The 25,805-nt window shown below is 56.6% G+C and carries 25 protein-coding genes; 13 read left to right on the plus strand and 12 right to left on the minus strand.

Translation table 11 applies throughout. The annotated features are described in order from the left end of the window. The first annotated feature begins 1 nt into the window (after position 1). Together PS2015_RS13635 and PS2015_RS13640 are read left to right on the plus strand one after the other, a co-directional pair. Positions 2-301 carry a chaperone modulator CbpM gene (locus tag PS2015_RS13635; protein WP_058022746.1) on the plus strand — a complete coding sequence of 100 codons (300 nt, stop codon included), beginning with the start codon at positions 2-4 and terminating at the stop codon, positions 299-301. 6 nt (positions 302-307) lie between these two features. Then, entirely contained in the window at positions 308-781 is a 474-nt protein-coding gene (locus tag PS2015_RS13640; RefSeq protein WP_058022747.1) for a hypothetical protein, read from the plus strand. Positions 782-807: 26 nt separating this feature from the next. On the opposite strand, the gene PS2015_RS13645 is transcribed toward PS2015_RS13640, so the two are convergent. The 4 genes from PS2015_RS13645 to PS2015_RS13660 all read right to left on the minus strand — a co-directional run bounded on the left by PS2015_RS13645 (position 808) and on the right by PS2015_RS13660 (position 4,141). Continuing rightward, complete coding sequence (locus PS2015_RS13645) at positions 808-1,806, minus strand: hypothetical protein (protein ID WP_058022748.1); 999 nt, start codon at positions 1,804-1,806, stop codon at positions 808-810. Between the two features lie 93 nt (positions 1,807-1,899). Continuing rightward, complete coding sequence (locus tag PS2015_RS13650; protein ID WP_058022749.1) at positions 1,900-2,862, minus strand: radical SAM protein; 963 nt, start codon at positions 2,860-2,862, stop codon at positions 1,900-1,902. Positions 2,863-2,885: 23 nt separating this feature from the next. After that, complete coding sequence (locus PS2015_RS13655) at positions 2,886-3,683, minus strand: potassium channel family protein (protein WP_058022750.1); 798 nt, start codon at positions 3,681-3,683, stop codon at positions 2,886-2,888. Further along, complete coding sequence (locus tag PS2015_RS13660; RefSeq protein ID WP_058022751.1) at positions 3,680-4,141, minus strand: YaiI/YqxD family protein; 462 nt, start codon at positions 4,139-4,141, stop codon at positions 3,680-3,682. The genes PS2015_RS13655 and PS2015_RS13660 overlap by 4 nt, the downstream gene beginning before the upstream one ends. An 83-nt stretch (positions 4,142-4,224) precedes the next feature. On the opposite strand from PS2015_RS13660, the gene PS2015_RS13665 reads away from it, so the two are divergent. Then, positions 4,225-5,757, plus strand: coding sequence for a cryptochrome/photolyase family protein (locus PS2015_RS13665; protein ID WP_335338240.1), 1,533 nt, complete (start codon positions 4,225-4,227; stop codon positions 5,755-5,757). 9 nt (positions 5,758-5,766) lie between these two features. On the opposite strand, the gene PS2015_RS13670 is transcribed toward PS2015_RS13665, so the two are convergent. Beyond that, a complete protein-coding gene (locus tag PS2015_RS13670) occupies positions 5,767-6,423 on the minus strand; it encodes a response regulator (protein WP_058022752.1) in 657 nt (218 codons plus the stop codon). Positions 6,424-6,586: 163 nt separating this feature from the next. On the opposite strand from PS2015_RS13670, the gene PS2015_RS13675 reads away from it, so the two are divergent. Next, on the plus strand, positions 6,587-7,351 hold the full coding sequence (locus PS2015_RS13675) for a DUF2306 domain-containing protein (protein WP_058022753.1): 765 nt from the start codon (positions 6,587-6,589) through the stop codon (positions 7,349-7,351). Here the strand turns inward: PS2015_RS13675 and kynU are convergent. After that, entirely contained in the window at positions 7,332-8,567 is a 1,236-nt protein-coding gene (gene kynU / locus PS2015_RS13680; protein ID WP_058022754.1) for a kynureninase, read from the minus strand. The two genes, PS2015_RS13675 and kynU, sit on opposite strands and share 20 nt — an antisense overlap. After that, positions 8,564-9,409 carry an alpha/beta hydrolase gene (locus PS2015_RS13685; RefSeq protein WP_156412750.1) on the minus strand — a complete coding sequence of 282 codons (846 nt, stop codon included), beginning with the start codon at positions 9,407-9,409 and terminating at the stop codon, positions 8,564-8,566. Before PS2015_RS13685 ends, kynU begins: the two co-directional genes overlap by 4 nt. An 87-nt stretch (positions 9,410-9,496) precedes the next feature. Between PS2015_RS13685 and PS2015_RS13690 the strand changes: the two genes are divergently transcribed. After that, the gene (locus PS2015_RS13690; protein WP_058022756.1) at positions 9,497-10,591 is read left to right on the plus strand and encodes a GGDEF domain-containing protein; all 1,095 of its coding nucleotides are present in this window, start codon (positions 9,497-9,499) and stop codon (positions 10,589-10,591) included. Here the strand turns inward: PS2015_RS13690 and lipA are convergent. Continuing rightward, positions 10,575-11,648, minus strand: a complete 1,074-nt coding sequence (gene lipA / locus PS2015_RS13695) for a lipoyl synthase (protein ID WP_058022757.1) — start codon at positions 11,646-11,648, stop codon at positions 10,575-10,577. The two genes, PS2015_RS13690 and lipA, sit on opposite strands and share 17 nt — an antisense overlap. A 132-nt stretch (positions 11,649-11,780) precedes the next feature. Here lipA and PS2015_RS13700 point away from each other — a divergent pair, with 132 nt between their 5' ends. Beyond that, positions 11,781-12,947 carry an acyl-CoA dehydrogenase family protein gene (locus PS2015_RS13700; protein WP_058022758.1) on the plus strand — a complete coding sequence of 389 codons (1,167 nt, stop codon included), beginning with the start codon at positions 11,781-11,783 and terminating at the stop codon, positions 12,945-12,947. Positions 12,948-13,130: 183 nt separating this feature from the next. Here PS2015_RS13700 and trpE read toward each other — a convergent pair whose 3' ends face one another. The 4 genes from trpE to PS2015_RS13720 form a co-directional block, all read right to left on the minus strand. Continuing rightward, on the minus strand, positions 13,131-14,618 hold the full coding sequence (gene trpE / locus PS2015_RS13705) for an anthranilate synthase component I (RefSeq protein ID WP_058023385.1): 1,488 nt from the start codon (positions 14,616-14,618) through the stop codon (positions 13,131-13,133). A 61-nt stretch (positions 14,619-14,679) separates the two neighbouring features. After that, complete coding sequence (rpe, locus tag PS2015_RS13710; RefSeq protein WP_058022759.1) at positions 14,680-15,351, minus strand: ribulose-phosphate 3-epimerase; 672 nt, start codon at positions 15,349-15,351, stop codon at positions 14,680-14,682. Positions 15,352-15,420: 69 nt separating this feature from the next. Further along, complete coding sequence (gene murU, locus PS2015_RS13715; protein WP_058022760.1) at positions 15,421-16,101, minus strand: N-acetylmuramate alpha-1-phosphate uridylyltransferase MurU; 681 nt, start codon at positions 16,099-16,101, stop codon at positions 15,421-15,423. Then, on the minus strand, positions 16,098-17,204 hold the full coding sequence (locus PS2015_RS13720; protein WP_058022761.1) for an aminoglycoside phosphotransferase family protein: 1,107 nt from the start codon (positions 17,202-17,204) through the stop codon (positions 16,098-16,100). Before PS2015_RS13720 ends, murU begins: the two co-directional genes overlap by 4 nt. 106 nt (positions 17,205-17,310) lie before the next feature. Between PS2015_RS13720 and PS2015_RS13725 the strand changes: the two genes are divergently transcribed. From PS2015_RS13725 to PS2015_RS13755, 7 genes are read left to right on the plus strand one after another with little or no spacing between them, the layout of a single operon-like run. Next, on the plus strand, positions 17,311-19,800 hold the full coding sequence (locus PS2015_RS13725) for an LPS-assembly protein LptD (RefSeq protein WP_058022762.1): 2,490 nt from the start codon (positions 17,311-17,313) through the stop codon (positions 19,798-19,800). Beyond that, entirely contained in the window at positions 19,793-21,115 is a 1,323-nt protein-coding gene (locus PS2015_RS13730; RefSeq protein ID WP_058022763.1) for a peptidylprolyl isomerase, read from the plus strand. Before PS2015_RS13725 ends, PS2015_RS13730 begins: the two co-directional genes overlap by 8 nt. Positions 21,116-21,122: 7 nt before the next feature. Continuing rightward, complete coding sequence (gene pdxA / locus PS2015_RS13735; protein WP_335338241.1) at positions 21,123-22,133, plus strand: 4-hydroxythreonine-4-phosphate dehydrogenase PdxA; 1,011 nt, start codon at positions 21,123-21,125, stop codon at positions 22,131-22,133. Then, positions 22,130-22,957: a 16S rRNA (adenine(1518)-N(6)/adenine(1519)-N(6))-dimethyltransferase RsmA gene (gene rsmA, locus PS2015_RS13740; protein WP_058022765.1), complete on the plus strand. Its 828-nt coding sequence runs from the start codon at positions 22,130-22,132 to the stop codon at positions 22,955-22,957. Before pdxA ends, rsmA begins: the two co-directional genes overlap by 4 nt. After that, positions 22,958-23,776 (plus strand): symmetrical bis(5'-nucleosyl)-tetraphosphatase, encoded by an 819-nt coding sequence (locus PS2015_RS13745; protein ID WP_058022766.1) that lies wholly within the window; start codon positions 22,958-22,960, stop codon positions 23,774-23,776. Between the two features lie 13 nt (positions 23,777-23,789). Continuing rightward, positions 23,790-25,052, plus strand: a complete 1,263-nt coding sequence (locus tag PS2015_RS13750; RefSeq protein WP_058022767.1) for a multifunctional CCA addition/repair protein — start codon at positions 23,790-23,792, stop codon at positions 25,050-25,052. Further along, positions 25,036-25,803: a pteridine reductase gene (locus PS2015_RS13755; RefSeq protein WP_237113335.1), complete on the plus strand. Its 768-nt coding sequence runs from the start codon at positions 25,036-25,038 to the stop codon at positions 25,801-25,803. The genes PS2015_RS13750 and PS2015_RS13755 overlap by 17 nt, the downstream gene beginning before the upstream one ends. Positions 25,804-25,805: the final 2 nt, after the last annotated feature.

Raw genomic sequence — 25,805 nt, forward strand, 5'->3', positions numbered from 1 at the left:
CATGGAACTACATATCACCATTCAGGAAGTCTGCGACAGCACCGGACTCAGTCACGAAACACTGATCGAGATTGTGGAGCACGGCATTGTCGAGCCGCAGGGCCAGCAACCTGAGCAGTGGTTGTTCAGCGGCCACTGCCTGAGCACTCTGCAGCGTGCCCGGCGCCTGCAACAGGATTTACATTTGAACTGGCAGGGCATCGCGCTGATACTGGAGTTGATTGAGCAACGCGATCAGCTGAAAGCTGAAAACTCAGCCCTGCGCAACAGACTGCAGCGCTTCGACCCACAACAGGAGTAATGCCTCATGAGCCATCAGCAAAGCTTTGAGAACGCCGCCCATGTGCTGGATGAACTGATCAGCTTTCATGAGCACCTGTCGGAATTCTATGGTGAGCTGGCGGCACAGGCCGATAACGCCTTTGCCAGAATGCTGCTGGAATTTCTGACCAGTCGGGAAAAAAAGCTGGCTGACACACTGGAGCGCTATGAAGAGAATGCGCCCTACAAAGTATTAAAAACCTGGATTCAGATCCCCTTCCCCTCAGACCCGGATGAATTTCTGGGCAAACTGGCCGAAGATGCAAATGCCGCGATGGATGCCTTACAGGTCTATGAGATGGGGCAACGCGCTGATGACTATGTGGCCAGCCTGCTCGCCCATCTGGTGGAGCGCTGTGATATCGACGATGTCAAAGCCCTGTTTGCAGACCTGCAAAAAGGTGAGCGCGATGAAAACATCGCGCTCAGCAAGGCTTATAATTCATTGCGGGAGATGTGACGCACCCGGCACAGGGCCCAACCCCCTCACTCTGCCTGCGCCGCTTCCTCCAGCCGTGCCCCGGCCAGAATGCCCGGCATGGCGTAGTTGCCTTCGTGGCAGGCGTATTCATAAATACCCTCACTCTGCTTCATTTCGAGCTCTCCGGTCCAGGGCTCCAGATACAGATCCGGGTCATCAATGGTGAACTTGTAGTTCAGTACGTTTTCACGACTGATCCGGAAACGTTCTGTAATCGTCGCGTTCTCGGACGTATAACCGCCGCCTCTTGATACCTGCAGTGGATTAAAACCTCGGGTAACAACCACCAGCTCATCGCCTTCGTAATAACCGATGGAGTTGCCATGCCATTTTGGAAGCATGTTCTCGGAAAACTCGGAGTCAATGGCCACGATGCGGGCATCATTAACCATTTCAGCCATAATCACCACGTGCGTGGGTGACTGCACAATCTGCATATTGTTGTTGTACAGCGATGGCGTAAACGGGATGACACTGGAGAAACTGATCAGGCAACGCTCAGACAGCGGAAATCCCTCCGGACCTGCATTTCTTTCGATATGATCATAACTCATACGGGCCCGCTGCTCATTGCGCTTGGCACGGCCGTCTTCACGCCACGGTATGCGACCATCTTCGGGGTAAATGATGAATGACGTTCGCAGCTCGCCGTCGACGCTGCCCAGACCATCACGGATATCAATCCAGAAGCTGTTGTAGGCGCCCACATTATCAGGGCCGGGCGCTTCCGCACCGGTGGCTTCCAGCGCTGCCGCCCATTGTTCAAAGTTGGGCACCAGCTCGGCCATACGCTCTGGTGTTATCACCAACGCCCCTTCAAAGACCGGAGAACGCTCCATGCCGGTGCGGGAGGAGTAGTCCCACATGCCCTGCACATCGGGCACACCCCAGGAAGTCCGCGGAACTTCAAAGTCGTTGGCACTGCTCAGACTCGCAGCCACTAAAGCCGAGCCACAAATGGCTGCATGCAGGAATTTACGATGGGTCTGGGTCAACAAGGTCATACGGTCTGCCTCTGCTTATTTTGATTGTTCTTGGAGTATAGCCGTCCGGAGCGGGCTGACAATAGGCCAAATTACCTATTATGAATGGATTCATCAACCCGGCGCGCTGCAACTCGCTCCAAACCGGTAACAACTGAAGCAGCGCGGATGACGCAACATGATGCGGGTGTCCATGCTCTCGCGCAGGGTGGCGCCCAGATCGTAGTCTGGATCATCATCCACCAGGGTGCAGGCGTAGACGCGCACGCCGCGGTCGGTGTTGATCAGCATGCGGGTGTAGGTACACATAAAGTGCGCGCGGCTGTCGCGGGTGGGGTATTTCTCCATGCAGTTTTCCGTGACTTCCGGGCTGCCATCTTCGGAGCCGGGAGTGCCCAGATCGGGGAAGGAGGTAAACAGCAGACTGTCTGGAATGCCGTGCGCCCGGAATATCACCCGGAACTGCTCTTCGACGGACTGAGGGTCCTCACCCGGATCGGTCTGGCGGGCAATCGAGACCTTGAAACCGCTTTCGTGCATCCAGCGGATACAGTCCAGCGACTCGGCAAAACTGCCCTCGCCACGACCGGCATCATGCCGGACCGCATCGGGGTAATCCAGACTGACACGAAAATGAATGGGGTGCGGGTTGTCCAGCAGCGGCAGTATCTGATGTTTACGCTGCATCACCACGCGGGTGCCGTTAGTTAACACGAAGCAGGGTCTGTGCTGGCTGGCGTAATCCAGAATGCTGACGAATTCCCTGATGACAAAGGGTTCGCCGCCGGTAAAAGAGAACTGCTGCACACCCATATCCACCGCTTCCTGGAAAAACGGCTTGAGCAAATCCAGTGTCATGGCAGGAATGCGCGTGTCGCCGGGTTTGGAGCCTTCCAGGCAGAATGGGCAGGCCAGGTTGCAGGCGGTGCCGGTGTGTATCCACAGCTCTTTCAGCGCATCGGCATCGATAAAACCACGCGGATCGCCGCCGCGGGTATGGGTCCAGCTATCCTGGTGGCGCGGTGACAGCAGGTTCACGGCAGGTATTTTACTCGGCCGGGTACTTACAACAGTCATAAAAAATCTCTGTGTCTTCGAGTTTAGTCTTCTAAATTCTGCAATTCATCAAGCTCTTCTTTGCGTCTCTGGAAGGCGTCACTGAAAGCGGCCGCCAGAACGCCGGTTGGCATGGCTATCAGGCCGATGCCAGCAATCGCCGTAATGCCGGCAAAAAATTTCCCCAGCGCCGTCACCGGTGTGACATCGCCATATCCCACAGTTGTCAGCGTGGCAATACTCCACCACAACGCGCGGGGAATACTGCCAAATGCCTCTGGCTGATTGTCCGCTTCCACCAGGTAAAGCAGGGACGCTGAACCTACCAGCAACATACCAGCAGCTCCCAGGCTCAACATTAATTCATAACGCCGCTCCCTGACCGCCGCCAGCACCGCGTTAATGGCTTCGCTGAACCGCCCCAAACGCGCCAGACGCAACAGGCGCAGCAGTCTGAAAAAGCGCAGCATGAAGGCATTGCTGGCACCGATGGTCAACAAAAACGGCAGCAAAGCCAAAAGATCAATGATCGCCCAGAAACTGACACAGTACCTTAACCGGCCAAGCAGCCCTTGATAGCGTTCTTCCTCACCAGCCGCGTAGACCCGCGCCAGATACTCCGTAAAAAAACATACAAACAGAACCAGTTCGATGACAAAAAAAATGCCGGAAAATCGCTCGGTGAGTGTCGGTTCCGTATCAAGCACTGCCGACATGGCTCCGATCAATATCAGAATACTGACTACGATATTGGTGGGTGACATGCCCTGTTCGGGCCATGCTTCCGGCGTCAGATGCCTGTGCAGAATACTTCTTATACTGTTGGGCGGAGCGGTGCTCATGACCTGATCTCCAGCGCCGATCGGGTCAGAATCCTGTCCAGTGCGTTAGCAAAATTCATACGATCCGTCTGATTCAGTGGTGCCGCGCCGCCGCTCTGAATGCCAGAGCTGCGCATGGTTTCCATAAAATCACGCATGTTCAAGCGCGATTTTATATTGTTTGCAGTATACAGTTCGCCGCGCACACTCAGCGCCTGCGCGCCTTTAGTGATGACCTCATCGGCCAGGGGAATATCACTGGTAATGACCAGGTCGCCCGCTTCCACGCGTGCCGCAATCAGATTGTCAGCTACATCAAAACCGCTTTCCACCCGGATGGCTGTCACGTGCTTTGATGGCGGTATGGACAGACCGTGATTGGACACCAGACAGGTTGGCGTGGCAGTGCGCTCCGCGGCGCGAAACAGGATTTCCCTGATCACCACGGGACAGGCATCAGCGTCCACCCATATTTTCACAATTAGTCCTCTTGTGTTTTTTTTGCATATGAAGTGATGCCAAGATAGCAGAATTCCGGCGCGCTGGCATGAACTGAGATGAGTTGCTCCACGTAGAAAAACCATCTGAACTGCACACCAAAAGGAGTCTGCTTATCAACAGCCCGAATTCAGAAAGCTCTGCAACCAGCCTGGTATGGTTTCGTCAGGATCTGCGCTTGAGCGACAATCCGGCCCTTCAGGCGGCCTGTCAGCAAGGTCATATCATACCGGTTTACATTCTTGATGATGTCCATGCCGCAGACTGGCGGATGGGCGGCGCCAGCCGCTGGTGGTTACATCACTCGCTGCAGACCCTGTCCGATTCTTTGAATCATAAATTGCTGGTTCTGTCAGGTGATGCCCTGGAGATTCTGCCGGTTCTGGCCAGACAGCTGGGCGTGGCTCAGGTAGTCTGGAACCGCTGCTATGAGCCCTGGCGTATTAAACGCGACAGTCAACTCAAAACCGCCCTGCAGGATCAGGGCATCACAGTACGCAGTTTCAATGCCTCACTGCTTTGGGAGCCCTGGCAGGTCCTGAAAGAAGACAACACACCCTATAAAGTATTTACCCCCTTTTATCGCAAGGGCTGCAAGCGGGCGGGGGAACCACCGCAGCCATCGGGTAAACCGGCGAGCATGAATTGCCGGACGCTCCCCGACGAAGAGTTCCTCGGCCACAGATTGGCTGATCTGCAAGGCCCGGATGGTATCGCGGCACTCTCGCTGTTGCCGAGCATTCCCTGGGATAGCACAATGCGTGAGACCTGGCAGCCCGGGGAAGACGCTGCGCAGACCAGGCTGTCGGAATTTCTGGAGACTGGGCTGGATGACTACAAAGAGGGGCGGAATTTCCCTGCGCGCCCCAATGTTTCACGCCTGTCTCCCTATTTGCATTTTGGTGAGATTTCTCCACGTCAGGTCTGGCATCAGGCCTGCGCCAGTGCGCTGGCGCAAAATCAGGACAAACAGCTGGATACCTTTCTCAGCGAGCTGGGCTGGCGGGAGTTTTCCTACTCACTGCTGTATCACAACCCTGATTTACCCGAACAGCCGATTCAGCAAAAATTTGCCAACTTCCCGTGGCAGCAGGATAAAGAGGCCTTAAGGGCCTGGCAACGGGGACAGACCGGTTACCCGCTGGTTGATGCCGGCATGCGGGAGTTGTGGCAGACCGGTTACATGCATAACCGGGTGCGGATGGTGGTGGGTTCGTTTCTGGTTAAAAATCTGCGCCAGCATTGGCACCACGGCGAAGCCTGGTTCTGGGACTGCCTGGTCGACGCCGATCTGGCCAGCAACAGCACCAGCTGGCAGTGGATTGCCGGCTGCGGAGCCGATGCAGCACCGTACTTCAGGGTTTTCAATCCGGTCACGCAAAGTGAGAAGTTTGACCGGCAAGCGGAATACATCCGGCGCTTTGTGCCGGAACTGGCAACACTGCCTGACAAATACATCCACGCACCCTTTGCAGCACCTGCCAACGTGCTGCAGCAGGCCGGTATAGTGCTCGGCCGGGACTACCCTGAACCTGTTGTCGACCTGAAAACTTCGCGCGAAGACGCGCTGGCGGCCTTTAAGTCACTGTCTGCTTGAGATAGAGGTCTAAAGCAGGCCGAGATTGATGGCACGCAAAACAGCCTGTGTACGGTCACGCACACCCAGCTTTTCCAGGATGGAGGACACCTGGTTTTTCACGGTACCTTCGGATTTGTGAATGGTGCGGGAGATTTCGCGGTTACTGAAGCCACCCGCCATCAGACGCAGAACTTCAATTTCTTTTTCACTCAGCGTATCGGGCTCAATGGAGTTATCAAAGCGCGGTTCCATGGAGGAAAGTCCTTTGAGAATCCGCTCAGTGATAGCCGGCTGCACCAGCGTCCGGCCCGCATGAACGGTTTCAATCGCATCCACCAGACTGCCTAGAGAAACATCTTTGAGCAGATAGCCCTTGGCGCCGGCCTGAATACCTTCCAGCACCAACTGGCTGTCATCAAAGGTTGTCAGGATAATACTGGGCACTGAGCAACCCGCCTCGCTCATAGCCTTTAATGCATCGATACCGGTCATTTTGGGCATGCGTATATCGATCAGCAAGACATCCGGCTTGTACTCCCGAATACCATCGAGAACCTGACTGCCGTCTTCGACCTGTCCGACCACCTCGATGCGCTCGCTCAACTCCAGCAAACTGCAAATGCCCAGACGGACCAGGTTCTGGTCTTCGGCAATCATGACCCGAATTTTTGTCTCATCAGTCATGCAAAGTCCTGTTAAGCATGTTTCTGTTGCCGCCCATTATGACACCTGAAGGTGACCAAGGCATAGGCCTGAAGTCATACCCGTTCGCATGGCTTATGGCACTGCCATTGCACTGCGCCTGGTTGCAGCATACAGTTAACTCCGGACGCCGGGAGGCAATATTATGGTGATAATTCATCAAAGCGCTTTTTATCTGCATGTGCTGGCAGGTGCTGCCGGATTGCTGCTGTTCTGGATACCCGTCTTTGCACGCAAGGGCTCTCTGAATCACCGACGAGTCGGGCGATGGTTTGCGGGCATCATGTACACAGTTGGCTTTTCGGGGCTTGTCATGGCCTCGCTGGACCTGCTCGCTCCCCTGATTACCCATCCGGCATCGGTGGAACTGAGCACAGAACAACTGAACCAGCGTATCAGCACCATACGCGATACCGCTCTTTTCCTCTGGTCACTCAGTGTGCTGGTCATCACCACCACTCGACATGGCTGGTTGACGATCAACTGTAAAGAGCAGCGCGACGTTTTAAGGCGCCCGGCACATGTGTTGCTGTGTACGGCGCTGCTGATGGTCGGTATCACGCTGATAGCCCTGGGCGCGATCAGGGCTGATCCGCTGCTACTGATATTTGGTGCACTGGAAACCTGGCTGGGTGGTGGATTCCTGCATTACATCTTCAAAAAGCAGCTGAGCTTTCCCAAAGAGTGGTGGACAGAGCATCTGGGCGCTCTGATTGGCTCAGGTATCGGTGCTTACACGGCTTTCTTTGTATTTGGTGGCTCCAATCTGTTCGAGCCATGGCTGAATAACAGCTTCAGTGGTCTGAGTGTTGTTTTGTGGGTAGCACCGGGCGTGATAGGCGGTATTGCCATCGGCTGGCAAACGGCCCACTACCGGCGCAAATTCACCGCTAGGTCACCTTCTTCCTGAGCTGAAACTGTGACTGCCTGTACATGCCAGTGCAGACAATATCTTCCAGTACATCGACACTGCGCTCAACATCCTGATATCTGAGATAGAGAGGACTGAAACCGAAACGCACAATATCCGGGGCGCGAAAGTCCCCGATAATGCCACGGGCGATCAGCGCCTGGCTGATGGCCCATGCATCAGGATGACGCCAGGCCAGCTGCGAGCCTCGATACTCATGTTCAATCGGAGATATCAGCTGCAGGTCAGCAAGGGCAGGACGTGCCCGGACCTGTCTGATAAACAAATCAGTCAGCGCCAGCGACTTGCTGCGCAACACTGAAAGATCTATGCCCCGGAATACATCCAGGGCGGCTTCCAGCACGCTCATGGACAGCACTGCTGGTGTTCCGCTCAGAAACTGCTGCATACCCGCGGCTGGCGCATAATGCGTGTCGAAATCAAACGGCGCCCGGTGTCCCATCCAGCCACTCAAAGGCTGCTGCAAACCAGCCTGATGTCGTTTTGCAGCATAAATAAATGCCGGCGCGCCGGGGCCGCCATTGAGATATTTGTAGCCACAGCCAACGGCAAAATCTGCCCGACAGTCATCCAGCATCACCGGCATGGCACCGGCACTATGAGCCAGATCCCAGATCACCAGTGCTCCCAGCTGATGTGCCATTGCCGTCAAATGCTGCATGTCGTTCACATACCCGGTACGGAAATCCACATGCGACATCAGCAGCACCGCAACGTCATCGCCCAGCGCCGACTCCAGTTCGGTGTCAGCGCACAACTGCAGTCGGCATTGCTGCTCACCCAGCAGGGCCTGAAGCCCCTGCACCGTGTAAAGGTCAGTCGGAAAATTGCTGACAGTCGACAGCACAGTGCGACGGCCGGCTCTGAGTTTTAGCGCTGCGCTGACGATCTTGAACAGGTTGACAGAAATAGAGTCACAGCAGATGACCTGGCCGGGTGCCGCACCGATCAGTGGCGCAATTTTTTCGCCACAGCGTGTCGGCAGATCGATCCAGCCATGGCTGTTCCAGCTTTTGATCAGATCCTGTCCCCACTGCTGCTCAACCACCTCGCGAGCTCTTTGCCTGGCTTGCCGGGTCAGGCAGCCCAGTGAGTTGCCGTCCAGATAAACCCCCTGTTCCGGCAGCAGAAAATCATCACGTTTAGCGGCCAGCGGATCTTCCGCATCCAGTTGTTGCGCAGTGGGCGTGTTCATTGACTCAAGGCGTTCCGGACCATCTGCACAAAAAGATTAAATGCCGGCGTGCCCGGATGTACCCAGTCGAAATGACCTGCGCCAGGCTGAATCAGTGTACTGATTCCTGCAACCTGTGCCTGCGAGAGCGGCACTATGGCGTCAGCATCACCGGCCAGTAGCAAAGTGCGCGGATGCAGTCTCTGCTGCACCGGATTGGCAGCCCGCCATTCGTCGGCCTGTTCTTCTGGCTGACTGCCCATAAATTGGCTGGTGGCGGTCTGGCAGCTGTTGCTGCCTGCTGCGTATTCGATAACATCGGTAATGGCTGCCAGTCCGATAACGGCTTTAAAGGGCTGGTCACCGGCCGCGAGCAAAGCGAGATGGCCACCAGCGGAATGCCCTGCCAGAACTACCCGGCTGGCATCCACTCCAAAAGCAGACAGATCGTCGATAGCCAACAGGCCCGCCCTGATGTCCTGCAAGGTGCCAGGCCAACCGCCCCCCTGATCACCTGTGCGCCGATACTCCAGTGACCACACCGCAAACCCCTGTTGCGCCAATGCCGTGCTGAGCGCATGTGTGTGCCCAATATCGTAGGCATTCAGCCAGCAGCCGCCATGAATGAATACCACGAGTGGCGCATCGTCTGCAGCAGACGTCGCCGGCAACCACAACTCCCCGAACTGCAATGCATCATCACCATAGGCAATCTGCCGGGCGGGGCGTGAGGCAGACAGGGACTGGACCTGGGCAAAGGTGACATCAGCCGCTACCCGCGGGTAGGAAATTTCTGTAGTATTGCCGGATTGTGCCGATACCACTGAGGTCATCAACAGTTGCAACAGCATCATTGATGACATGAATTTTTTCGTGAAGCGCACTGTCAAACCCGCACGTCCTGATAGTTTTTGAACTATAACATAACAACAACGCAACAGGTTCGATACGTGACTGAGCAAGATCAGCAGACAAAAGCGCAACAATTGCGTTTGCGGCGGACATTATGGGGAGTGGCCTTTCAGGTCAGTACAGCGCTGGTGGTCTTTGGACTTTATCTGTTCGAGATGCTGCCTCTGACGCCCGTACTCATCTACATGGTCGCCATCGCGCTCACCTCTGCCAGCTTTGTAACACTGATCAGGACAGGCAGGAATCTACGTTTTACCGACCCCAGCATGACCGCCGCGCAAATCGTTGCTCCCCTCTGGCCAGCCATACTGGTGATGTTTTTTGTCACCGAGCCCCAGGTACGTACAGCCTTCCTGCTGACGGCCACCAGCGGACTGGTGTTCGGTATGTTTGCCCTGTCACGAACAGGCATGCTGATGCTCAGCCTGGTGATCGTGGGCAGTTATCTGCTGCTATTGATTGCACTCAGCGTCTGGGCCCCAGAGCGCATCGACTGGCGCATCGAAACCATTCTGGTGTTTGCCTACACGGCTGTGCTGGTGACCATTTCCTACCTGACCAGCTATATCGCCGGGCTTCGGAACACGCTCCGCGAACAGAACCTGCGACTCAATGATCTTGTCTGCCGCGACCCGCTCACTGACCTGCCCAACCGGCGCTCACTTATGGAACAACTGGCTCAGGAAACCTCTCGCATAGACAGGCGCAGCACAGACAGACAACAGCTCTGCATCAGCATGCTGGATATCGATTATTTTAAGCGGGTCAACGACACTTGGGGTCACGATGTCGGGGATGCGGTGCTGCGTAAGGTCGGCGCAATTCTGACTCGCAGTATGCGCAAGGGCGATTTTGTGGGTCGTTTTGGGGGGGAAGAATTCATTATGATATTGCCGGAGTCTTCTCTGGAGACCGCAACAATGTTCGCTCAGCGAATCTGCCAGACAATAGCAGACGCACATTTTGCGGAATTACCCGACGGTGAAAAGATTACCGTATCCCAGGGTGTAACGGAATATCTGAACGGCGAGCACATTGACGCTACGATTAAGCGAGCAGACGACGCGCTCTATGAAGCCAAGCACGCCGGCCGCAATCAGATCATCATCAAGGCGGCTACGACACCGGCCTGAGCGGTATGCGGTCCGCGTTGAGCGGAGCAGCAACATCGGGCACATCAGGCAGCGGAATGCCCAGATTGTTTTTCTCAAACACTCTGTCGGCCCGGTAACTGGAACGCACCAGCGGTCCGGAGGCAACCTCCATGAAACCTTTTTCCAGACCAATCTCACGATACCGTCGAAATTCTTCCGGTGTCACAAAACGCACGACCGGCAGGTGATTGCGGGTCGGCTGCAGATACTGCCCCAGAGTCAGAATATCCACACCGATCTCGCGCAATTCATCCATGGTCTTCAGGATTTCATCATCCGTCTCACCCAGGCCCAGCATCAGACTGGTTTTGGTCAGCACCTGCGGGCGGTGCTGCTTGGCAAAAGCGAGCACATCCAGAGTCTGCTTGTAACCCGCACGCGGATCACGAACAGGATGGGTCAATCGCTCCACCGTCTCGACGTTCTGCGCGAACACCTCCAGACCTGAATCCACCACCTTCGCCACGGCATCCATATCACCACTGAAATCCGGCGTCAGCGCTTCCACAGTCACCTGCGGTGTGCGTTGTTTGATCGCCTGCACGCAGGCCGCATAATGCGCCGCACCACCATCGTCCAAATCATCCCGGTCGACCGAGGTCAGCACGATGTAACGCAGCCCCATCAACTCAACCGACTCGGCAACGTGCGCCGGTTCATCCTTGTCCAGCCAGCCATTGGGGTTACCGGTATCCACTGCGCAGAATTTGCAGGCCCGGGTGCACACCGAGCCCATCACCATGATGGTTGCCGTGCCATTGTTCCAGCATTCGCCCATATTGGGGCAGTGTGATTCCTCACAGACGGTGCTCAGGCGATGCTCACGCACATTCTGTTTAACCGCTTCAAAACGCTCACCACCCGGCACTCGGGCCCGCAGCCACTGCGGCTTTCGCTGCACCGGCGCTGGCTCGACCGGGCTGGCAGACTTTTTAACACCATCCTTGATGGCCGAAAAACCATGCTCGCTCCGGAACTTGCTGCCGCTGGGCACGGATGGCGCGCGGCGTGGGGTGTTTTTGTCGTTACTGCTCATAGCGGCGACAGTCCTGTGATCGGTGTGCCAATGAAAGGCCGCTATGATACCTGATTTTCGTCGGCGCTTCTAAGGCTGGCATAAGTCGCTGAGAATGGTATAACTGGGATTTTCTGAAAGGATGCCGCGATCATGCAATTCACACTGACCGAGCAGCAGCAGGCCATTGTGGCCGCCGTCGACCAACTCTGCAGCCGCTTTGACGCCAGTTACTGGCGCCAGTGTGATGCCGACGCCCGCTTTCCTGAAGAATTCGTGTCAGCCATCACCAAAGCCGGCTGGCTGGGAATAGCCATGCCAGAGACTTATGGGGGTGCCGGACTGGGCATCACAGAAGCCGCCTTGCTTGCCCATCGCATCACTCGCTCAGGTGCAGGCATGAGTGGCGCCTCTGCGATTCATATGAATCTGTTCGGTCCGCACCCGATTGTGGTGTTTGGCAGCGAGGAACAAAAGCAGCGCTTTCTGCCACCGCTGATCAATGGCACTGAGCGCACCTGCTTCGGTGTCACCGAACCTGATGCCGGGCTCAACACCACAGCACTGGAAACCCGGGCCCGACGACAAGGCGATCACTATGTGATCAACGGTCGCAAAATGTGGACCACCACTGCCCAGACCGCCACCCACATTATGCTGATCACCCGGACTACGCCCCTGGCGGAGTGCAAAAAGCCCACCGATGGCCTGACCCTTTTTTACACAGCTCTGGACCGCGAGCACATTGAAGTGCGGCGCATTCCCAAAATGGGCCGAGCTGCGGTGGATTCAAACGCTCTGTTTATCGACAACCTGATTGTGCCCGAGGAAAATCGCATCGGCGAGGAAGGTGACGGCTGGCGCTGCCTGCTGCACGGCCTGAATCCGGAACGCATCCTGGTAGCGGCCGAAGCCGTCGGCATTGGCCAGTGCGCCATCGACAAAGCAGCGCGCTATGCTCGTGAACGCGTGGTGTTCGACCGCCCCATCGGTCAGAACCAGGCCATCGCCCACCCGCTGGCCGAATGCTGGATGGCCCTGGAAGCCGCCTGGCTGATGACCCTCAACGCCGCCAGTCTGTACGACGCCGACCTGCCCTGCGGCGTGCAGGCCAACAGCGCCAAGTACCTGGCCGCCGAAGCCGCCTTCAAAGCCTGCGAACGCGCCGTGCTAACTCACGGCGGCATGGGTTACGCCAAAGAGTACGACGTGGAACGGCTGTTCCGGGAAGTGCTGATCCCGCGCATTGCACCGGTCAGCCAGGAGATGATCAAAAACTTCATCGCCGAAAAAGTGCTGCAGCAACCCCGCTCATACTAGGACTTGCGGAGCGCGGCCTGCGGCTGTGAGCAGAACGCTGTAGCCCGGGCACTGGGGGCTGATATGTTTTTCTCAGGAGGCGCCCGTGAATACGTCCATGTAGGGCTCGACTCGCGCCTTCCCTGGCGCTCGACGCTCCTGAGAAAAAATATCTGCCCCCAGTGCCCTGCAGGAGTGCCAGATTCACAGCCGCAGGCCGCGCTCCGCAAGTGCGACGGCGCGGAAGATGGCGCGCGCCTTGTTCATGGTTTCTTCCCACTCTGAACGCGGCACAGAATCCGCTACCACGCCCGCACCGGCCTGCACATACAGCGTCTGATCCTTGATCACCGCCGTGCGGATGGCAATCGCCATATCCATGTTGCCGTTCCAGCCGATGTAACCCATGGCGCCACCGTAAACGCCACGCTTGACTGGCTCGAGTTCATCGATGATTTCCATGGCACGCACTTTGGGTGCCCCGCTCAGTGTGCCGACCGGCAGGGTTGCCTTGAGCACGTCGAGTGCGGTTTTGTCTTCGCGCATCTGACTTTCCACTATGGAAGCGATGTGCATAACATGTGAGTAGCGCTCTACAAACATTTTGCGCGGCACTGTAACACTGCCTGTTTTTGAGACGCGACCGGAGTCGTTGCGACTCAGGTCTATCAGCATCAGGTGTTCGGCAATTTCTTTGGCGTCGGCCAGCAGTTCCTGCTCAAGCGCCAGGTCTTCCTCTTCTGTGGTGCCGCGCTTGCGGGTACCGGCCAGAGGGCGGACGGTAATCAATCCATCTTCCACGCGCGCCAGTATTTCAGGTGAGGCACTAACAATGTGATGATCTTCCATGTTGAAGAACACCATATAAGGCGAAGGATTAAGGTATCGCAGTGCGCGATAGGCGTTGATCGGGTCACCGGCAAACGGCACGGACATGCGCTGCGCCAGCACCACCTGCATCACATCGCCGGCCAGGATATAGTCCTTGATCCGGTTGACGGCACTTTCGAACGGCGCCTGCTGAAAGCTGGAGGTGAAATCCTGTTCCTGCGAGGTATTGTCGTCACCGGTCTGCTGTTCAATCAGGGGCTGACTCAAGGGGCGGGCCAGTGCTGCCTCCAGCTCGTTAAGGCGTTGCTGTACTTTGTCGAAGGCATCATCCTGAGCGGGGTCGGCATTACAAACCAACGCGATTGTGCCGCGCAGGTTGTCAAACACGACCACCTCTTCTGACACCATCAGCACAATCTCTGGCGTACCGATCTCATCTTTGCCCGGTGCCGAGCCCAGACCCGGCTCAACATAGCGTACTGTGTCATAGCTGAAGTAGCCGACCAGTCCCCCGCCAAAACCGGGCACATCCAGTAAAGGCGCCACGTTAAAGGTTTTCTGGAACGCCTCAACGAATACAAAAGGATCAGGGTGACTCTCCTCACTGATCAATTGGCCATCGGTCTCCACACACACCTGATTGCCCCTGACCTTGATCACCGTGCGGCAGGGCAGACCTATCATGGAGTAACGCCCCCATTTCTCTCCACCCTGCACAGACTCAAACAGATAAGAGTACTTGCCACCCGCCAATTTCAAATAGGTACTCAGCGGCGTCTCAAAATCAGCCAGCACCTCACGCACGACCGGAATGCGATTGAATCCCCGTGCAGCCAATTCCGCAAACTGCTCTGCGCTGATATGCCGGGCTGAGACCTGTGCTGCCGATTCTTGCGTGCTGCTCATACTGCTCTCCCTGTTCTCAAACCGCCCGCGATAGCTGTTCACGCATCGCGCTGATGGTTGCCCGATAATCAGGGCTGTTAAAAATGGCTGAGCCAGCAACAAACATGTCAGCGCCGGCGCGGGCGATCTCGGCAATATTGTCAACAGTGACGCCACCGTCTACTTCCAGTCGAATATCGTAGCCACTCTCATCAATGATATTGCGCAATTGCGCCAGTTTCTTGAGTGCTGAGGGAATGAACTTCTGGCCACCAAAACCGGGATTAACCGACATCACCAATATCAGATCCACCTTATCCAGCACATACTCCAGACATTCAATGCCCGTCGCCGGATTCAGCACCAGCCCGGCCTGGCAACCCTGATCCCGGATTAATTGCAGGGAGCGATCAACGTGCTGCGAAGCTTCCGGGTGAAAACTGATAATACTGGCGCCGGCTTTGGCAAAGTCCTGGATCATCTGATCAACCGGACTGACCATCAGGTGCACATCAATCGGCGCTGTGACGCCAAAATCACGCAACGCCTTGCAGACCATGGGGCCAATAGTCAAATTGGGTACGTAATGGTTATCCATGACGTCAAAGTGAACCACATCGGCGCCGGCCGACAGCACGTTATTCACTTCATCACCCAGGCGGGCGAAATCAGCGGAGAGGATTGAGGGTGCAATCAGAAAGTCTTTCATAGGGTCATTCCTGCCGGTGCGCATCATTCGAAAGCGGCATTTTAACGCCAATTGACATAAATTGCGTGGTCAGCCTGCGGAAAGTCGCTCATCCAGCGCACGAAGCCGCTCAGGGGTGCCGATGTCGTGCCACTGCCCGGCAAAATGTTCCCCCGTAACCTGCAGCCGATCCATGGCCTGACGCAGCAAAGGCGCCAGCGGACGAAACCCCTCTGTCATTCCGGTAAAGAGCGCCGGATGCAGCAGGCTGACGCCTGCATAAGTGAGTTTGCGCTCGCCATCAGCATGAAGCAGCCCCTGCGAATCCAGAGCAAAATCCCCCCGGGGGTTGTGAGGCGCATCAGCGACCAGCACCAGGTGCGCCAGTCGAACGGAACTCAGCTGCGCCGCTATTTCTGCCAGACGGCTGTAATCATAGTCCGTCCAGACGTCTGCATTGGTGAGCACAAAGGGAGCCTCCCCCAACAGCGGCAGCGCCTTGATTATGCCCCCGGCCGTTTCCAACCGTTCCGCTTCGTGCGAAAAGGCCAGCCTGACACCATAACGCTCACCAGACCCCAGTGCCTGCTCAATCTGCGAGCCATGATGGTGCAGATTAATCACGATATCGTCGATCCCGGCGGCCGCCAGCCGACGAATCTGCCATTCGATCAGGCTCTGACCGCCGACCTGTAACAATGGCTTGGGGGTATGTTCAGTCAACGGCAGCATCCGCTGCCCCAGGCCGGCTGCCAGAATCATTGCCTTCATGACAGAACAACTCTTGCTTCACGCAATCTGTTCTGCATGGCAGGCAGCGGACCTGTTTCAAACCACGTCAGAAAGGGTTGCATGACCGGGTGACGCGTGCTGACACGGCACACGTAATCCATCACCACCGGCAAATCGTGCAGGTAGCGGTTTTTGCCATCGCGCAACGCCAGGCGACAGAAAATCCCCAGTACCTTGATGTGCCTCTGCAGACCCATCAGGTCAAAATCGACCCGGAACTGATCCAGCGAGTAGTCTGAAGGCAGTATGCCGGCATCCACCGCCTGAGCGTGATACCCGCCCAGCCAGCGCTGCACGTCACTTTCCGGCCAGACGATATAACAGTCGCGAAGCAGCGATACCAGGTCGTAGGTGACTGCGCCGATCACCGCGTCCTGAAAATCAATCACGCCCGGAGGTGAAGAAGACATTAACTTTCCACCTTCATCCTGCCTGATCATCAGATTGCGTGAGTGATAGTCGCGATGAACGCGGGTCTGCGGCTGCGCCAGAGCCGTGTCGCACAGAGTATGACGCAACTCAGTCAGCATGGAGCGCTCATTAGTGCTCAGCGACATGCCCAGCATCTGTTCACAGAACCACTGGTCAAACAGGCACATTTCCTGTTCCAGACGCTGACGATCATAAGGCGGCAGGTGAGTCGGCGCGGCGCTCGATTGCAGCAACAGCAGGGCGTTCATCGCCTGACCATAAAGCGTGTCAACTGTCGCCATGTCAGCAAGCGCGGCGGCCTGCTGCAGAACCGGCAGATATAACTGATCACCAAAGTCCTGCAACACCATAAAGCCCTGCACCACATCGGCCGCCAGAATATCCGGCGTGTGCAATCCTGCCACGCGGAACTCAGCCGCCGCCCGGATAAACGCCGGATTGTCTTCCTGCGGTGGCGGCGCATCCACCAACAGTACGCTGCGCCCGGGAATCGTGGCGCGAAAATAACGCCGGAAGCTGGCATCGCCACCCAGCGCAAGCATTTCCAGAGCACCCGGATCGTCACCCAGTGCCTCACGCAGAGCCTGTCTGGCCCAGACCTGCAGCACCTGCTGCCGCTGATGTAATTCTGATTCCCTGCTGTTTTCCATAAATTGTCCGCTTTATGCCAGTTTCTCCCGGCTTTATATCAAAACCGCAATGAATTATCATGCGGGCGCCGCTGCTACTCTATTGTCGACCGGAACACCTGCCACTATGTCACGAAAACCCGCCCACCGCCGCGCTGTTGCATTACGGCTTCGACCGATCGCACTGGCGACTGGTCTGTTGACAGTGGCACAGGCTGCTCCGCTGTGGGCTCAGCAGGAAGGCATCATGCAGGACTGGGTCAGCCGGGATCAACTGCCCATTGAGCTGTTGAACCAGTTGCGCAGCGCCTGCTGTGGTTTATTTGTGGAGCCGCCGCTGAGCGGTGAGTATATCGACCTGGACCCGGATCAGGCCCCCACCGAGATAGAAACCCAGACCAATGTTCGCCAGCCAGAGCCCAATCAGTTTTATGTAGATGGTGCCGTCACGGTACAGCAAGGGTATCGCAGCCTTATCGCCAGCGACGGCATGCATCTGGACGAAACAACCAATATTCTGACCCTGAACGGCGATGTCGTTTTTCGTGAGCCGGGCTTTCTGGTCACCGGACAGGGCGCCGTTATGGACCAGGATAACGGCAACAACCAGATTGATAGCGCTGCTTACGTGATGCATGAAACACAGATTCATGGCAGCGCCCAGCGCCTGGGCTACAACAGCGACAGCGGCATGCTGACTCTTGAAAACGGACAATTCAGTCGCTGCGAACCCATGGACCCATTCTGGGTCATGCAGGCTCAGAACCTGCGACTGGACAACGAAAATGGCGTCGGTTACGCCACCGATGTCACTCTGCGGGTCAGCGACATTCCTCTTTTTTACTACCCCTGGACTCTGCAATTCCCCATCGGTGATCAGCGAGTCTCAGGTGTACTGCCTCCGTCTCTGAGCAACAGCCGTGATGGCGGCATCGATCTGGCGGTGCCTTACTATTTCGATCTGGCGCCGCATTATGACGCCACACTGACACCGCGGATCATCAGCAAGCGTGGCGCCATGCTCAGCGGCGAGTTCCGATACCTGGCTGACTGGTCCATGAACACAGTCAACCTGGCCTTACTGCCCAAGGATGACACCTATGATGAAGCACTGGCCTCGGTGCCTGGCGCTGATACGCCGACTGTGTCGCAACGCTGGTTTGCCGGCTTTGAACATGAGGGCCAACTTGGGGCCGGCTGGCGCACCTATGTCGATTTCAACGCGGTTAGCGACGCGGACTATTTTCGGGACCTGGGCAGTCGGGATCTGAACGTGGAAAGCCGCACGCACCTGAATAAAGAAGGCATACTGTCCTGGCAGAACGACAACTGGCAGGTCGGCAGTCGGGTACAGCGCATTGAAATTCTGGACCAGTATGTTGCTTCCATTGATATTAACAAACCCTTTGACCGACTGCCCGAACTGTCCCTGAGTGGTCATTTTTATACAGACAGCGGTTTGCAATACGGCATTGACAGCAGCCACGTGCGCTTCGATCGCTCACTGAGCCGCCAGCTTCTGAGTGCGCAACAGGTCGATCAGGGCGCCCTGGTGACCGGCGAGCGCTTTTCGGCCGAGCCCTGGATCAGTATGCCACTGCGCCGGCCCGGCTTCTTTGTGGTGCCAACCGCACGTTACCGCTATGCGCAATGGCAGCTAAGCAATCAGGCGCTCGACACCCCGGACAATCCGGATCGCGGCATCGGCGTTTTCAGCCTGGACAGCGGCCTGATCTTTGAGCGACCGGTATCGGCCAATGGCCTGCAGATGACGCAGACCCTGGAACCACGTCTTTATTACCTGTACAGCGAAAGACAAGAGCAACAACATCTGCCAACATTCGATACGGCTCAACTGAACTTTAACTTCAATCAGTTGTTTCGCTATGACCGCTTCAGTGGGCAGGATCGTGTCGGGGACGCCAATCAGCTGAGCGCCGCAGTGACAACCCGGTTTATCAGTGAGGACGGCCGCGAAAGAGCACGCCTCAGCGCCGGGCAGATTTTCCATTTTGAAGATCGCAGCGTGTCATTGGACAGTCCCCTGCAAAGCTGGCTTCTGCTGCAGCCCATGGACACAGATCGATCAGCCCTGGTACTCGATGGCGTGTATCAACTGGCCACCGACTGGCAGTTACGCGCCGATCTGCAGTGGGACCAGGAGAACGGCAATATTGACGAAGGAAGCTTTGCACTGCGCTTCAACCTGAACGGCGAAAAACTGCTGAATCTGGCTTATCGATATCGGGAACGCACGGATGTTTTCCTGCAGGCCCCTCCATTACTGGACCCGGTTATCCGGCAGACAGATATGTCTGTGGTCTGGCCAGTGAACGATAACTGGCGGGTTTTCGGTCGCTGGAACTATGATCACAGCAATAGCCGGAACCTTGAAACCTTTGCAGGGGTCGAATACAGTAATTGTTGCTCTACCATGCGCCTTGTCGCTCGCGACTGGGTTAACGAATACGAATTTTTCGACCAGAACAGCCGACAGAATCGCGGCATCTTTTTCCAGTTCACCTTATTGGGACTGGGCGATCTGACCGGAGGCGGCCTGAGCAACCTGCTCACACGCAGCATCCCCGGCTTTAAGGAGTATGATGTTAATGATTAAGACAACCCGATATTTCATGAGCCGTTGCAGCCGCGCCGGACTGATTTCCCTGGTCCTGACCCTGTTGCTGTCCACTGCGGCGCATGCCGAGCGTCAGATGCTCGACAGGGTGATCGCGATCGTTGACGATGGTGTGATCCTGCAAAGCGAATTTGACGAGCGCATGGCAGAAATCCGGCAGCGGGCGGCTGACACGGGTATGCCGCTGCCTCCGGAAGCCGACCTGCGCAATCAGTTGATGGAAAGTCTGATTGTGGAGAGCCTGCAGCTGCAGATGGCTGAAAGAGTCGGTATCCGCTTTGACGATGACACCCTGAACCGGGTGATCGCCGACCTGGCCCAGTCCAACAATATGAGTTTTGATCAGTATGTGAGCGCGCTGGAGTCGCAGGGCGTATATCTGAGCACCCGGGAGCGCATCCGTAAGGAACTGGCCATTAACGAAGTTCAGCGCGGCATCGTGAACCGTCGCATCAATATCACTGATCAGGAGATAGAAAACTATCTGAATTCGGAGGCAGGTCGGGCCGCTATGTCGCCCGACTACCTGGTCGACCAGATACTGGTACCAATACCTGCCTCTGACCCGCCCGGCCTGGCCGCCGCCAAGCAGGACTTTGCACAGCAGATATATGAGCGCGCGGCAGCCGGTGACGACTTTGCACAATTGCGCATGATTGCTCAGCAATCAGCACAGCAACAAGGTTTTGCCGTCAGCGGTGGCGAGCTTGGCTGGCGTAAGGCAGAGCAGCTCCCCAGCCTGTTTGCCGAATTTGTTCCTGACATGAGGGCCGGTGAAGTGACTGAACCGGTGCGCAGCTCCAATGGCCTGCACATCGTCAAATTGTCCGATGTGCGTGGCGACTCCAATCGCCTGGTCAGTCAAACGCAGGCCCGCCATATCCTGGTGGCTCCTAACGAAATCCGCACTGAGGAACAGGCGCGGCGGTTGATCAACGAAATCCATCAGCGCATCCGCGACGGAGAGGAATTCAATATTCTGGCACGCCAGTATTCCGATGACACTATGTCGGTGGTCGCCGGGGGCGATCTGGGCTGGGTCAGTGACGGCGGCATGCCGCCGGAGTTTGCGGCCCAGGTGCAGCATCTTGAAGTGGGTGAGTTGAGTGAACCATTCCAGACCAGCTTTGGCTGGCACGTTGCTGAGGTCACCGGCCGCCGCGAACAGGATCTGAGCCGCGATTTCCAGCGCCAGCAGGCGCAGAACGCTTTGCGCGCCCGCAAGTTCGACCTGGAACTGGAAAACTGGCTGCTGGAAATTCGCGACGAAGCCTACGTCAAGTTTATCAACTGAAGTGGCTTTGAGACTGCTCATCACGCCGGGCGAGCCGGCCGGCATCGGGCCTGATCTGGTGATCAGCATCATGCAGCAGCCGGATCGCCTGCCGGCTGATCTGGAATTAATTGCCGTCGCAGACCCATTGTTGCTGCAATCCCGCTCGGCCCGGCTTGCCCGGCCTGTCACATTGAATCACTGGCGTCCCGGCCACGGCGCGCTGGCGCGCAGTGGCACGCTGAATGTGCTGCCAGTCAACATGGCGCAGCGTGAAGAGCCGGGCAAGCTGAATACCGCCAATGCCGACTACGTGCTGCAGACCCTGCAAACCGCCGCCCAATGCTGTCTGAATGGTCAGGCACATGCCATGGTGACAGCACCGGTTCACAAGGGCATCATCAACGATGCAGGCACTGCCTTTTCCGGCCATACGGAGTTTCTGGCCGAGTTCTGCCAATCAGAGTTAACGGTCATGATGCTGGCTACCGACGGCCTGCGAGTCGCGCTGGTAACCACTCACCTGCCATTAAAAGATGTCGCTGCAGCCATCACTCCTGCGCGTCTGACCCGCATTATTGAGATTCTGCATCATGATCTGCAAATCAAGTTCAATATTGCCGATCCACACATTCTGGTCTGCGGTCTGAATCCACATGCGGGCGAAGGTGGCCACCTGGGGCGCGAAGAAATCGACGTCATCGAACCTGTGCTGCACAATCTGCGACAGCGAGGCATGCGTCTGAGCGGACCACTGCCTGCCGACACCCTGTTCACACCAAAGTATCTGGACACCGCCGATGCCGTGCTGGCCATGTACCATGATCAGGGACTACCGGTGCTGAAGTACAAAGGTTTCGGCCGTGCCAGCAATATCACCCTGGGGCTACCCATCATCCGAACATCAGTGGACCACGGCACCGCGCTGGACCTGGCCGGCAGCGGCCAGGCTGATGACGGTAGCCTGCGCACCGCGATCAATACCGCCTGTGAAATGGTAAAGGCTCAACAATCGCGTGCTGAGGTTTCCTGCAAATGAGCAGTGCATCCGGATCAATCACCACCGAACATCGTGCACGCAAGCGCTTTGGCCAGAACTTTTTGCATGACGCCAACATCATTCAGCGCATTGTCAGCGCCATCAACCCCGCCGCAGGTCAGCATATCGTTGAAATCGGCCCAGGCCAGGCCGCACTGACAACACCTCTGGTCGAAAGTGGTGCCCGTGTCGATGCTATCGAACTGGATCGTGACCTGGCAGCCTGGCTGAGCAGCCACTTTGCCAGTGCCAGCAATTTCCGGCTACACCAAAGCGATGTGTTGAAATTCGACCTCAGCACTCTGTCTGAAGAACCCCGCAGCCTGCGAATTGTCGGCAACCTGCCATACAATATTTCCACGCCCTGTATTTTTCATCTGCTCAGTTATGCGCCTCTGATTGACGACATGTTATTCATGCTGCAACTGGAAGTTGTGCAGCGCCTGGCAGCAGTCAGCGGCGACCCTCAATACGGCCGACTGGGCATTATGGCTCAGTACCATTGCCAGGTTGATCATCTGTTTGATGTGCCACCCGGCGCCTTTCGGCCTGCACCGAAAGTCACATCAGCGATAGTCAGATTACGGCCCCTGCGGGATCGAATACATGTTGCCAGGGATGAGGCGCTGTTTCAGCGGGTTGTACGTGATGCTTTCTCACAGCGCCGCAAAACTTTGCGTAATGTGCTAAAACCCCTGATTAAGGAAACAGGCGCTACAGAGTTACCAGTCGACCTGAGCCTGCGACCCGAGAATCTGAGCCTGGCCGACTATACAGGACTCAGCAATGCGTTTTATGAAGCCCGAAAGAATACTCAGGAATAGATGTCCACTTACGTCATAGGCGACATACAGGGCTGCTACAAGCCGCTGCGAAAACTCCTCAAAAGCGTTGATTTTCAACCTGGCAGGGATGCACTCTGGTGCGTGGGCGATCTGATTAACCGGGGACCAAAGTCGCTGGATACCCTGCGTTACCTGCGCGATATCGACGATGCCACGGAAATCGTGCTGGGCAATCACGACCTGCACTTTCTGGCACTGTATTATGACTGCGCGCCGGACAGCATCGGGCGACATACGCTCGATGCACTGCTGACTGCGCCGGACTGTGGTGATCTGGCCGACTGGCTGCGTCACAAACCACTGGTGCACTACGACTGCCTGCAAACATCGAAAGGCATTCAGCATTATTTGATGGTGCATGCCGGTGTTGCGCCCCAATGGACCCTGCAGAAAACGCTTAACCTGGCCGCCGAAGTTGAACTGACCTTACAGGGCCCCGATTTCCGCAAGTTTCTGAGCAAAATGTACGGCAACAAACCGGCCCGTTGGCGCGATGAAGTCACCGGTTATCGGCGCCTGCGCCTGATCACCAACTATCTGACCCGCCTGCGCTTCTGTAACGCCAAAGGAAAAATGGATTTTGAGATGAAGGAAGGTGCCAGTAAGGCACCCGAAGGTTTCCGGCCCTGGTTCGAGTATGAGCAACTGACCCCACAGACCAATATTCTGTTCGGCCACTGGGCCGCCCTGCAGGGTGTCACCAGCAAGCCGCATGTCTACGCACTGGATACCGGCTGTGTCTGGGGACGGGAACTGACCATGATGCGCCTGGACGATCACAAACTGTTCAGCGTCTGATAGACTGCAGCGCATGAAAATCTACCTTGTTGGCGGTGCCGTGCGTGACACATTACTGGGCCTGGACGGTGCCGACCGTGACTGGGTGGTAGTTGGTGCCACGCCAGCGCAGATGATCGAACTTGGCTATACGCCTGTCGGCAAAGACTTCCCGGTCTTTCTGCACCCGCAAACTCATGAAGAATATGCCCTGGCCCGTACTGAACGGAAGTCCGGTACAGGCTACAAAGGGTTCACCGTCTACGCCGCTCCGGATGTCACGCTGGAGCAGGATCTGCAACGCCGCGATCTGACCATCAACGCCATGGCACAGGATCAGAATGGCACCTTGATTGATCCGTGGGGTGGCGTTGAAGACCTGGCCAAAAAGCAATTGCGGCACGTATCGCCGGCTTTCAGTGAGGATCCCTTGCGTGTGTTGCGGGTAGCCCGCTTTATGGCACGATTCAAACACCTGGGCTTCACTATAGCGGCTGAAACCCGTCAGTTAATGGCGAAAATGACCGACAGCGGCGAGTTGTCCGCATTGACAGCAGAGCGCGTCTGGCAGGAAATTCAGACGGCCATGTCGGAAAAAGATGCTGACGCGTTTGTGCTGACCCTGCGAGAAGCAGGTGCACTCAAAGTTCTGTTGCCCGAAGTCAACGCGCTGTTTGGCGTGCCTCAACCAGCGCAATGGCATCCGGAAATTGATACCGGACTGCACACCCTTTTGTCATTGCAACAGGCCTGTCGCCTGAGCGACGACCCGGTGGTTCGCTTCGCATGCCTGATGCATGATGTCGGCAAGGGACTGACGCCACAGAGCGAATGGCCCCGGCATATTGCCCATGAACAGCGCGGCGTCGAATTGATCAGACAAGCCTGCACGCGGCTGCGCAGTCCTAACGAGTACCAGGACCTGGCTTTGCTGGTCTGCCAGTATCACACTCATTGCCACAGTGCCCTTGGTCTGAAACCGTCAACCCTGCTTAAAACACTGAACGCGCTGGACGTGTTTCGTCGTCCGCAACGCCTGCAGAAATTTCTGCTGGCCTGCCAGGCTGATGCCCGCGGCAGAACCGGTTTCGAAGATTCAGCGTATCCACAGGCAGATCTTTTTCGCAAAGCATTTGAGGTCGCCCAGGCCATCAGTGTTCCAGAGCTGCTCAAACAACACCCGGTGGTCAAGGGAGCTGCGGCTGGCGAACAGATCAGAGAGCGTCTTCAGGATGCACGCCTGCGGGCTATTCGCAAGCTGATCAACTCAGGAAAACAGAATGCCATTGATGACTGACAGAGTGACCCAAACACCCGTGGTACTTGTAACCGGGGCGGCCCGCCGCATTGGTGCCGAGATTGTGAGGGTGTTTCATGAGAACGGCTACAACGTCATCATTCATTATCGCTCATCGGAAAGTGACGCGCGGGCGCTGCAGCAGCAACTTAATCAGCAGCGTGCCGATAGTGCAAAGTTGCTGCAGGCTGACCTGAACGATCCGGTACAGGTCATCTCACTGGCCTGCGATGCAGTCGGTTGTTATGGTCGCGTTGACGCGCTGGTCAACAATGCCAGCGCATTCTACGCGACGCCGGTTGGAAGTATCACACAGGCGCACTGGGATGCACTGATGAACAGCAATGCGCGTGCACCTCTGTTCCTGAGTCAGGCACTGGCCGGGAATCTGAGGACAGCTCAGGGCAGCATCGTCAATCTGACGGATATCAATGTGGAGCGCGGCATGGCGAACTTTACCCCCTACACCATGGCCAAGGCTGCACTAATGGCCATGACCCGTTCTCTGGCGCAGGAGCTGGCACCCGAGGTGCGTGTTAATTCTGTATCACCCGGCGCTATCTTATGGCCAGAGCACAACGGCGATCCGCAGCAGCAAGCCGAAGAGCAGGCCAGAATACTGGCTGGCATTCCCGCAGGCAAACTGGGCACTGAACGTGACATTGCCGAGACAGTCTATTTTATCGCCACATCAGGCAGTTATATGACTGGCGAGAATATTCGCGTCGATGGCGGGCGGGCGCTGGCCTGATC

Source organism: Pseudohongiella spirulinae, assembly GCF_001444425.1.
GTDB classification, from domain to species: domain Bacteria; phylum Pseudomonadota; class Gammaproteobacteria; order Pseudomonadales; family Pseudohongiellaceae; genus Pseudohongiella; species Pseudohongiella spirulinae.